Source organism: Bacteroidales bacterium (genome assembly GCA_016709865.1).
Classification (GTDB): domain Bacteria; phylum Bacteroidota; class Bacteroidia; order Bacteroidales; family VadinHA17; genus LD21.
The window spans coordinates 142,738-154,286 of record JADJLX010000001.1; the positions used below are offsets into that span (position 1 = coordinate 142,738).

5 protein-coding genes are annotated in these 11,549 nt (G+C 43.3%); all 5 read right to left on the reverse strand.

The window, feature by feature from the left end; translation table 11 throughout:
* Positions 1-95 precede the first annotated feature (95 nt).
* Positions 96-1,076 carry a type IX secretion system membrane protein PorP/SprF gene (locus IPJ16_00710; GenBank protein MBK7625721.1) on the reverse strand — a complete coding sequence of 327 codons (981 nt, stop codon included), beginning with the start codon at positions 1,074-1,076 and terminating at the stop codon, positions 96-98.
* Positions 1,077-1,098: 22 nt separating this feature from the next.
* The gene (locus IPJ16_00715; GenBank protein MBK7625722.1) at positions 1,099-5,088 is read right to left on the reverse strand and encodes a gliding motility-associated C-terminal domain-containing protein; all 3,990 of its coding nucleotides are present in this window, start codon (positions 5,086-5,088) and stop codon (positions 1,099-1,101) included.
* Positions 5,045-6,622, reverse strand: coding sequence for a hypothetical protein (locus tag IPJ16_00720; GenBank protein MBK7625723.1), 1,578 nt, complete (start codon positions 6,620-6,622; stop codon positions 5,045-5,047). The genes IPJ16_00715 and IPJ16_00720 overlap by 44 nt, the downstream gene beginning before the upstream one ends.
* Before the next feature lie 187 nt (positions 6,623-6,809).
* Complete coding sequence (locus IPJ16_00725; GenBank protein MBK7625724.1) at positions 6,810-7,532, reverse strand: FKBP-type peptidyl-prolyl cis-trans isomerase; 723 nt, start codon at positions 7,530-7,532, stop codon at positions 6,810-6,812.
* A gap of 265 nt (positions 7,533-7,797) precedes the next feature.
* Positions 7,798-11,520, reverse strand: coding sequence for a hypothetical protein (locus tag IPJ16_00730; GenBank protein ID MBK7625725.1), 3,723 nt, complete (start codon positions 11,518-11,520; stop codon positions 7,798-7,800).
* Positions 11,521-11,549 lie beyond the last annotated feature (29 nt).

Sequence of the window (11,549 nt, forward strand, 5' to 3'; positions counted from 1 at the left end):
GCCTCCTCTGTGTAACTCTGTGTAACAAAAAGAACTGACACAGAGAGCCACTGAGAAGACACAGAGAGCCACAGAGAAGAAGAAGAAAAAACAGATTAGTATCGGTCGAGCCAGCGGTACCGGCGGGTATTATCGCCGAACTTCAGAGCGAAGGTTATCTCATGAGTTCCATAAGTTATACGCTGGATCTCCTGCATTGTAAAATCAAAAGCATATCCTATAAAGATATTTTCATACTTCACCCCGATATTTGCTATCAGTGCCCCGCTGGTTCTGTAAGCCAGTCCGGCCCAGAAATCCTCCTGATAAATATATGTTACACCAAGATCTGCCTGCGGTTTAAGCTGTTGCGACATCATCAGCATAAAAGAGGGCTGAATAACAGCATTTGAACCCCTTTCAAAATCGTATGACCCGAATAGGTAGTACTGTCTGCTCATCTTAAAGTTCTGATAGGCATCTGATCCCAGTTTTGCTGAGGCTTCCAGAAGCTGATCAGCCGAAAACCCCAGGCTGTATTTAGCATTCAGGAGATGAAGCCCGAATGTGGCATCCGGGACAAACATACCACGACGAAGGTTACTGTTAAGCAGCGGTTCGTTGGGATCTTCGAAATTGATTTCCTTTTCATTAATCTTGTAATGATAGCCTGTAAGTGCCAGTCCGAGAGATAGCTGGGTTTCATTCTCTATCCACATATGATAGGCGTAAGAAAGCTGAAAACCTGTTCTGGAGACAAGTCCGTTTTTATCGCTGAATACATATCCTCCCAATCCAACCTTACCATCTGTTTTTGGTCTGTAAACACTCTTTTTTACACGTGTCTGCTTCATTATAAAGCTCTTCTTGAGCATCCTTGTCTGCACACTGAATGAGAAGGTCCTTGGGGCACCATAATATCCTACCCACTGCTCTCTTGCGGTAAGACTCACACTTGTATAACCATCACTTCCGGCAACAGAGGGATTTATAAGGAACTTGTTATACAGGTACTGACTGTATAATGGAAGCTGCTGACCGAATGCGAGATTGCCAGTCAGCAGAATAATTGTTAATATGAAAATGAGTCTTCTCACAAGTCCCTAAAAATATGAAATTTTACCTCACAATTGTAATGTTACCCACGATCGGTTTCGACCCGTTATGCAGGTTAATTATATAATGGTATGAATCCACAGGCAGATGGTTTCCATTACTCTTTCCATCCCATGGTTTCGGATAACCTTTTTCAGAACGCCATACTGTTTCTCCCCATCTGTTGAACACCCTGATTTCCATCTGCGGATATAACTCTTTCATTCCGATATTCCACTCATCATTAATAAGATCATCATTAGGAGAGATCGCATTAGGAATTATAAGACATGTTTCATTCATCGGTTCAAGAATCACTGAGTCTCTGACCTGACAACCGTTCATATCAGTAACCGTCATTTTATAGAATCCCCTCAGAATATTTGAAACATTTCTGCCTGATGAATTATCTGACCACTTGTAGATATAATCTGCACCTCTGAAGCCTCCTGTTACATTAAGCCTTATTTCACCATCGGGCATATCTGGACAGAATGGTTGTTTAACCGTATAGTTAAGCTTAATTGAATCGGGCTGAGTAAGTGTTATAGCCGAAGTAGCATGGCAGTTGTTTTCATCAGTAATTATCACTGTATAGACACCTGCAGGCAGCCCGGTTCTCGATTTACCTATCACACCATCGGACCATATATACTGAACAGATTTCACCTGATTAAGCGGCTCAATACCAATAGTACCTGTACTGTCTCCGGCACAGTTAATGTTGAATCCGCCTGCAATACTGGCAGAGAGATTAATCGTCATTCCAAGCTGTCCGGGCTGAGTTAACACGATCACTTCTGTAGCAGTACAATAATTGCTGTCAGTTATAGTAAGCGTATATGAACCGGCTTTCAAACCTGAAATCTGATTTGATGATGATGTGAACCCATCAGGACCGGTCCAGGTATATGTGAACGGAGCCAGACCTGTCGAAGGTGTGATATTTATTGCACCATCAGAGAGTCCGAAACAGCTCACATTATAACCATTGTAATCGGCAAATTCCTTCGTGTAAGTAAGTGGCGGAGGCAGGTTAATCTGCACTGCGTCAGTCTTTGAACAGGTATTATTATAGGTAACAGTTACCTGGTAGCTGCCCTGAGTAAGACCCGAAATATCTTCAGTTGTAGCGCCATTAGACCATGTGTATGAATAAGCTCCTGCTCCACCTGTAACTGTGAGGTTAACTGAACCATTATTAAAACCTGGGGCAGCACATGTTATATTTGTTGCTGTAAGTTGTATTCCAAATACAGGAGGCTCAGTAAGTGTAACACTATCACGTAAAATGCAATTATTCAGATCTTTAACATCAAGATAATATTTACCTGCTGTAAGTGCCGGCTGGTCTTTCTGACCCTGCACAATACCTGAACCATTTGAGGTACTCCAGGTATAAGTGTAATTACCTGTACTTCCTCCGGTAACTGTTGTTGTTACTGATCCGGTTCCTCCGTTACAATTTATGTTATAGCCGCCATCACTGGAAGTTGAACCTGTCAGAGTTATATCAAGTGGATCCGGATCGGTAAGAGTAAATTGAGGATTAGGATTCTTTGGAGGAAGTTGGGTAAGAATACATCCATTCACATCACGTACAACGCATGTATAAACACCTGCTTTTAATCCCGAAATATCTCTTGTTGATGCTGTGAACCCGTTCGGGCTGGTCCATGAATAGAGATAAGAACCCGATCCTCCTGTAATATTCATAACAATACTTCCGTCATTGCCTCCATCGCATGAAATATTGAAGTTTCCATCAGCACTGTGTGAAAGCACACTTGAAGCAAGCTCCATTCCATCGGGTTGAGTAATTGTTACCGTATGAATATTCGAACATCCTTTCCTGTCAGTAGTTGTAAGATAATATATACCTGCTGTAATATTATCGAGCCGGTTAAGAGTGTCAATTCCAATAATAGTTCCGGTAGATGTAGTCCATTTATATCTATATCCTTTGTTCCCTCCGTAAATTGAGTCAACCCATACGGAGCCATTATTATAACCTTTGCAGGAAATATTGAATCCACCGGGGTAGATACTTTTTCCAAACTCAACTGTTATGATTTCTGGTTCAGAGATAGTTGCTTCCGGGAAGGTCTGATCATAGCATCCGTTAGCATCTTTAAGGAATAGCCTGTAATTCCCCGGCAAAAGGTTATAATGTTTCTGAAGGATCTCTGTTGCAGGCAATGTACCCTTAACAGCTGTTGTAGAATCCTGACCATCTCTGACGATCCAATATTTAAAAGGCGCAACACCGGTTGAAGATATCTTCTCCTTAATCCAGATCTGACCATCATTCGAACCCGGACAGGTAGTGCCAAAGCCTGTAGTATCAACTACATACAGGTAGGAATCAAGGAAAGCACCTTCCACGAAAATGAAACTTGAGTTTTTACAGTTCAAATTATCAGTAACAGTAACATCCCATCTTCCTCCTCTCCGGTTAGTCAGATCCGGAATGCTGTATCCATGTACCTGATCGACAGAAGTTCTGATCCAGTCATAATAATAGAGTCCTGCCCCTTTTGCAGTTACAGCCCTAAGAGAAGCATCGGATCCTCCTTCACATGTTAAAGGAACTGTAATAATTAGATTTTGTAATGGTCTTGCATGTACTTTAACTTCACTTATAACCTTTGGGCCCGGGACACATATAGCATTATCGACCTTTGGTGTTATATGATAGTAAACAGATTTAATTGTATCTGAATTATTCTGGTAACCAAAAGACAGAGTATAACCAGGTATTCTGTCTGTTTCAGGTGCAGTGTTACCAAGTACAAAACCATCGGTTTTAGTAATTGTATAATCAAATCTCATGACACCTGAGGTCATTACAGTCGGCGATGTCAGTACAATCTGTGTATTAGTCGGACTGGCTCCGGCAGGACAGATATCCGGTTTAATGTTTACAGGAATTACCCGGGGAGTCGGATTGACTGTAACCTTAATTTCCTGGGATGGTCCTTCAGCACAGCCAACCGGGCTAACAGGAATAACTCTGTAAGTAACAATCTGGTAGACATCTGTAAGGTTAATAAGCTTATCGGCAATTGTATGTCCGTTCGGCATGCCAGTTGTCGGTGTAACATAACCCGATACTGAACCGGTAGTTGTTACTGTATACCTGAATGTTACGAGACCGCTTGTAAATGTGCTCGGACTTGACAAGTTAATGCTGGTGGTCATACTGTCGCACTGCGTGCTGTTCTGAGGTGTCCCAAATACTCTTGGTATAGGATTAACCGTTACATAAGCATAAATTGAATCCCCAACACAGAATGTTGTAGTAGGACCTTTAGGAACAATCGAAAATCTGACAGTAATAGGTGCATTCGTTGTATTGGTAAAAGTTCCTGCAATCTGATTCCCTACAACAATAAGGTCAGTTCTTGGCATTGTAGTCGTAATACCAGCCGGATTAGTGCGTTTCCATGCAAAAGTCGTCCCGGGAACCGTGCCCCCTGTAGTCGGTGAATAAGATGTAAGCAAAATTGTTGTAAACGCAACACCCGGACACTCATTCTGAGATGCGGGAGTGGGTACTGCAGTTGGAATCAGATTTACAGTTAATAATACTGTATTGGTTATATTAGAATTACCCTGTGCATCGGTTATTATTGTACGATACTGGTAACCATTCATTGAATATGGTGCAGTGGTCAGCGTAAGGTAATTAGTTGTGGCTCCGGAATAAACACCTGTGTTCGTAACATTGCTCCAGCCTGATCCCTGATTAACCTGCCACTGGTAGGTGAGTGTCCCGCGGCCGCGGGCTGTGACCTCGAAGAATGCGTTTGACAATTCACAAATATCAATATTATCCGGTTGGTTTGTTATCCTTGGCCTGCCTTTTCCTATAGCAAGATCAGTGGTTGTTGCGGAGATCCCGTTTACAAGAATTGTTCTTGCAATTTCAGTGCCTGAAATGCCTGCATGGGTCCCATCGAGCTCAAGATCACCGCCATTTGTTCTCTTTGATAATACTTGCAGACTGATCAATACTGAAACCTGTATGATTGAGGTTAACTGAATAGCTGCCTGTTGTCATTGGGCCTACTGCAGATAAGGTCCAATATCCTGTAGTATAAGTATCATATATTTCATTTCCTTCAACACCGTCATCATATAGAGGTAAGCCTGCCGATCCAATGTAACCTGTTTGGAATTGCGCAGTCAGTGCACCTGCAACCAGTGACTGAAATGCAATTTTCATTGGATTGTAATTCACAGTTGATCCCAGCGGATAAAGATATTCAGATCCTGTTACTGCAACTGCCCTCTGAAGTTTACCAATCACTTTTCCGGCAGTACGGTTTATTGCTGAAATAGCTGAATTGGTTAACTTAAGAGTATTTCCATTTGAGTTGATATCTCCTGAGGACATCGTAAGTATTCCTGAAGCTGAAATATCGGCATTAAGTGTTTTAACACCGCTGCCAGTAATTGAAAGATTCCTGTAATTTTCAGATGTAAAAACAGTCTGATCTCCCGGTCTGGTATATTTCACTGTACTCTCACTGCCTGCAGAAGTATATGATCCGATATTGTTTGTTGAGCCATTCAGATTGAGAAGATGAGCATGTGAATTGCCATTCATATTAATTGCTCCTGCACCGCTCAGATTGCCATTAAGGGTTACCGTTTTAGCAGGTCCGGTGTTGAAACTCATTGCCCCAGTTATAGCAGTATTGCCTGCTACAGTCAGAGTTGAAGCAGATGTTCCAAGATCAAAAGTGCCCCCGCTGATTGTCAGGTTAATTCCTACTGCAGAGTTTCCCTGAAGGATCTTAACACCTGAATTTGAAATTATTAAGTTTCTGTATCCGGCGTGAGCGAAAACTGTCTGAGTCGGAACAGTTCCATTATAGTTGACTGTACTCGAACCTGTTCCCGGTATGAATGTACCAATGGAGTTGAGGGCTCCTGAAAGATTAAGATTATGAGGAAGGTTATTGGTTCCCATATTGAATGTCCCCGATCCGGTAAAGTCATCCCCGACATTTGTTGTCTGAATAGTGCTTCCGTTATAATTTATTATTCCGTTTACATTTGCTTTACCACCGATATTCAGATAAGATGTAGTTGGATCAAGAGTTAGAGTTCCAGCCGTTAAAGTAAGATCCTTCTGAACACCCAGCAGTCCACCAGGCAATGAAATCTGAGTTATAACGGAACCTGAATTATTGATTGTGAGATTCCAAAATGACTCTCCGATAGAATTGGTTCTTATTGTCTGGTTTGAAGTTCCATGTAAAGTAACTGTTGAGTTCCCTGCATTAAATGAGCCGTAATCGTTCCAGTCCCCTTTCAGATTATATAAACCGCTACCGTTAACTGATCCGTAGTTAAGCAGGTAGCCTTTAAGATTAATTGTACCGTTGTTCCCTACCGTTCCGGCATTATTTTCGATGTCTTTACTATCAACAACAGCACCTGCAACAGATATTACAGAACCTGTATTACTTATGACCTGGGCTTCAATACCCTCAGCAACAAATATCAGCATAGCAACACAAAGAAGCAAAGCTCTCATAATCAAAGAGCTGTTCCTTGTGTTACACATTTGCGATATCCTGTTGCTTCTCAATCTCATTTGCTATCTTACATCTTCTATCATCAATTATACATAATACATCTCTTCATCTCATCTTCAGGGCTCGCGACTTGCGGCTTCCGGCTCTATGTTCCCGTAATGCTGCATCATCCTCCTCTCCCCCTCTTTATTTCTTCACCGGTTTAACAGCCATCAGTGTAATATCGAACACCAGCGCACTGTTAGGCGGGATTACGTTTGATAATCCTGATGGTCCATAAGCCAGAGCTGATGGAATAAATATTCTCCATACTGATCCCTCTGGCATAAGCTGCAATGTCTCATTCAATCCGGGGATAAGGCTGCTTGTCATAGTTTTAATAGTCTTTTTCTTCTGGAAAGTATCTTCAAACACAGTTCCGTCGGGGAATATGCCAATAGCATTAAGTTCGACCGAGTCGGCGACAGTTGGACGCGGTCCGGTACCGATTTTAACAACGATATAATGCACCCCGCTTGGCAAAGCACCAACACCCGGTTTCCCCTTAAGAGCAGCAAAAAGCTGATCCTCCATCAGTCGGCTTCTTGCGTTCTGGGTTGCCATCTGGTAAGCTGATACAATAGGTGCAATTGTTGAATCAGTCACTGCAAGCTTTTTATTAGTCAGCACATCATCCATTCCTCTTTTAAAGAGAGTCGGGTTTGTGACATTGAAGCTGTTTCTGACCATCCATTGTCCGATAAATGCTCCAAGCGTATATTGCAGAGTATCAGCCTGTGTTAATAGTTTCACAGTTGCCGGAGCAGGGGTTGCCGGTTTAGCGATCTGCTGCTGGGCATGAATGCTGACGGTGAATAGCAGAATCATGCTACTGAAAAGGATGATTTTGAGGGTGTTGAAGTTTTTCATAATATGTTAATTATTTGATATTTTGTTTTGCGTTAATTGTATCGTGTTTCCGGTTTATCGTTTATCGTTTTGTCAAAATCCTCATAATTCCACTGTCATTGCGAGCGAAGCGAAGCAATCTTTCTCAAACTCCACAATCTTTCTTACATTTTACATCATCTATCGTCTATAATACATAATACATTCCTTCGCTTCTTTGCCCTGAGCTTCGTGTCGTGTGTCGTCATGATTTACTTTATCCTTTTGAACTTTTTTTATAAGTTTCCTACCAATAAATAATTACATATCCTGAAGCTCCATTTCCACCGTCACCAGTGGTAACCCCTCCGCCTCCGCCTCCGCCACCAGGAAAGGTTCCTGAAGCTCCATCGCGATCAACACTTTGTATACCTTTTCCTCCATCTCCTCCGGCTCCACCAAAAGGAGATCCTCCTCCGTCAGCTCCGCTAGCATGATCGGAAACGGCTCCACTACCACCTTCCCCTCCAGTTATATTAATGGCTCCACCGCTTGCAGTACCACCACTAGCATAACCCTGTGTATCAGAATCTCCAGGACTTCCTCCGTTTGCAGTTAATGTAATTACTCCAGCTACTACTGTTGTTGCACCACCAAGTGTCCCATCATTATTATCTGCGATACCACCGGCTCCACCAGCACCAATTGTAATATTAAGTGCTGCAATCCCACCTACATCCAAAAAAGCTTCACAGTAACCACCGCCACCGCCACCGCCACCACTCTCGTCAGTTCCTGCGTTTCGCGCACTTCCACCACCACCTCCTGCACCCCAAACTTTCACCCAAATTCTTGTAACACCTGATGGAACTGACCAGGCTGCATTTGAAGCAGTGAAACCTTGCATGTTATTAGGAATTCCTATATTTTTAGCACGTGAACCTGTTCCAACAGCGAGAATATCGTTATCAGAATCCCAACTTATTTGACCTTCTGCCGTTGCATTAGAATTATTGTTAGATTGAGGCAATTTTAGTCCTTCTGAATTTGTGGAATTGTCTACTGCAGATAAGTCTAACAGAACTCCATTGGGGATTACCACTCTTCCAGTTACATTCCCTAGAGTAACAGTACCTGTTGAGGTTCCAGTTCCGATGTTTACCGGAGATGCCGCACCTGTATTATTATTAAGGTTTAAGATGCCTGTACCTCCAGATGAAATTGTAACAGGCTGATTTGCTGTTGCACCACCAATTGTAATCGCTCCTGTTGTAGTTCCTGTCCCTATGCTAATTGTATTAGTTGTGGAATTATCATTTAAAGAAACGTTTCCACCTGACACTGTTATCCCAGAATTAAAAGTTCCAAGTGCCGTCCATGTCTTTACTCCGCCAACTGTTTGAGCACTAATCAAGTCAACCCAAGTGCCCGAAGGTGCCTCCCATGAAGGTGCAGCTGCTCCATTACTCGTCAGGATATGACCTAACGTCCCAGATGCCAACATTGCTGTGGTACCAGGTCCTGTCTGATAAGGAATTTGACCTAGTCCGCCACCTGTAAGATGAGATGCTGTTGTTGCTGTAGTTGCTGTTGCTGCATTTCCTCCAATACTTAATCCTGATGCTGTGCCTGTTATATTTGTCCCAACCAGTGCAGAAGGAGTTCCTAAATCAGGAGAAACCAAAGTTGGTGAGGTTGCTCTGACTACATTGCCAGAACCTGTTGTTGAGATCTCCTCTACTACTCCTCCTGCTCCTGATACTCTACCAAGTACCACGTTATTCGCAACTACATTCTGGATCTTCCCATAGGTAACATTTGAGTTTAAAAGCTTAACTGTCGATATTGCATTATCACTGATTACCGGGGCTGCTGCTGTACTTCCTGTTCCACCCAAATCTCCTGCCAACTGTACTTTACCTTTAACAAGGGTCGTTGCATCTGGTGTTGCTGTCATAACTGCATCGGTTACAAAAGCTGTAGTTGCAAGTTGTGTAGTATTTGTGCCTGCTACTGCTGTCGGTGCTGTCGGAACTCCTGTAAGTGCCGGTGAGGCAAGTGGTGCCTTTAAATTCAACGCTGTCTGTGTAGCTGTGGAGATAGGCTTATTTAAATCTGTTGTGTTATCTACATTCTCTAACCCTAAATTAGTCTTGGCTCCTAATACTGTCGAGGAACCTGTTCCTCCATTTAATATGGCTACGATTCCTGTAACATTCAATGATGTTCCACTTACATTACCAGTGACATCACCTGTAAGATTTCCAAGTACATTACCCGTAACGTTTCCTGTTAAATCACCCGTTACATCGCCTGTCAAATCTGCAGAGATGGTCCCTGCACTAAAGTTGCCACTTCCATCTCGTAATACTATGGTGTTGATGTTGTTGGAGGAGGTCGCTGTAGTTGCACTGTTGGAGACCTTACCTGCCGTGGATATAGTAGCCAGTTTAGTGTCGGCGATGGCTGCCGTTGCTGATACCTTGCTGTCATCTATCGCACCTGCACTGATTATTGGTGCGGCCGCTGTTGTTCCTGTTCCACCCAAATCTCCTGCCAACTGTACTTTACCTTTAACAAGGGTCGTTGCATCTGGTGTTGCTGTCATAACTGCATCGGTTACAAAAGCTGTAGTTGCAAGTTGTGTAGTATTTGTGCCTGCTACTGCTGTCGGTGCTGTCGGAACTCCTGTAAGTGCCGGTGAGGCAAGTGGTGCCTTTAAATTCAACGCTGTCTGTGTAGCTGTGGAGATAGGCTTATTTAAATCTGTTGTGTTATCTACATTCTCTAACCCTAAATTAGTCTTGGCTCCTAATACTGTCGAGGAACCTGTTCCTCCATTTAATATGGCTACGATTCCTGTAACATTCAATGATGTTCCACTTACATTACCAGTGACATCACCTGTAAGATTTCCAAGTACATTACCCGTAACGTTTCCTGTTAAATCACCCGTTACATCGCCTGTCAAATCTGCAGAGATGGTCCCTGCACTAAAGTTGCCACTTCCATCTCGTAATACTATGGTGTTGATGTTGTTGGAGGAGGTCGCTGTCGTTGCACTGTTGGAGACCTTACCTGCCGTGGATATAGTAGCCAGTTTAGTGTCGGCGATGGCTGCCGTTGCTGATACCTTGCTGTCATCTATCGCACCTGCACTGATTATTGGTGCGGCCGCTGTTGTTCCTGTTCCACCCAAATCTCCTGCCAACTGTACTTTACCTTTAACAAGGGTCGTTGCATCTGGTGTTGCTGTCATAACTGCATCGGTTACAAAAGCTGTAGTTGCAAGTTGTGTTGTATTTGTGCCTGCTACTGCTGTCGGTGCTGTCGGAACTCCAGTAAGTGCCGGTGAGGCAAGTGGTGCCTTTAAATTCAACGCTGTCTGTGTAGCTGTGGAGATAGGCTTATTTAAATCTGTTGTGTTATCTACATTCTCTAACCCTAAATTAGTCTTGGCTCCTAATACTGTCGAGGAACCTGTTCCTCCATTTAATATGGCTACGATTCCTGTAACATTCAATGAAGTACCACTTACATTACCAGTGACATCACCTGTAAGATTTCCAAGTACATTACCCGTAACGTTTCCTGTTAAATCACCCGTTACATCGCCTGTCAAATCTGCGCTGATCGTGCCTGCACTAAAGTTGCCACTTCCATCTCGTAATACTATGGTGTTGATGTTGTTGGAGGAGGTCGCTGTCGTTGCACTGTTGGAGACCTTACCTGCCGTGGATATAGTAGCCAGTTTAGTGTCGACTATGGCTGCCGTTGCTGATACCTTGCTGTCATCTATCGCACCAGCACTGATTATTGGTGCGGCCGCTGTTGTTCCTACTCCACCCAAATCTCCTGCCAACTGTACTTTACCTTTAACCAGGGTCGTTGCATCTGGTGTTGCTGTCATAACTGCATCGGTTACAAAAGCTGTAGTTGCAAGTTGTGTTGTATTTGTGCCTGCTACTGCTGTCGGTGCTGTCGGAACTCCAGTAAGTGCCGGTGAGGCAAGTGGTGCCTTTAAATTCAACGCTGTCTGTGTAGCTGTGGAGATAGGCT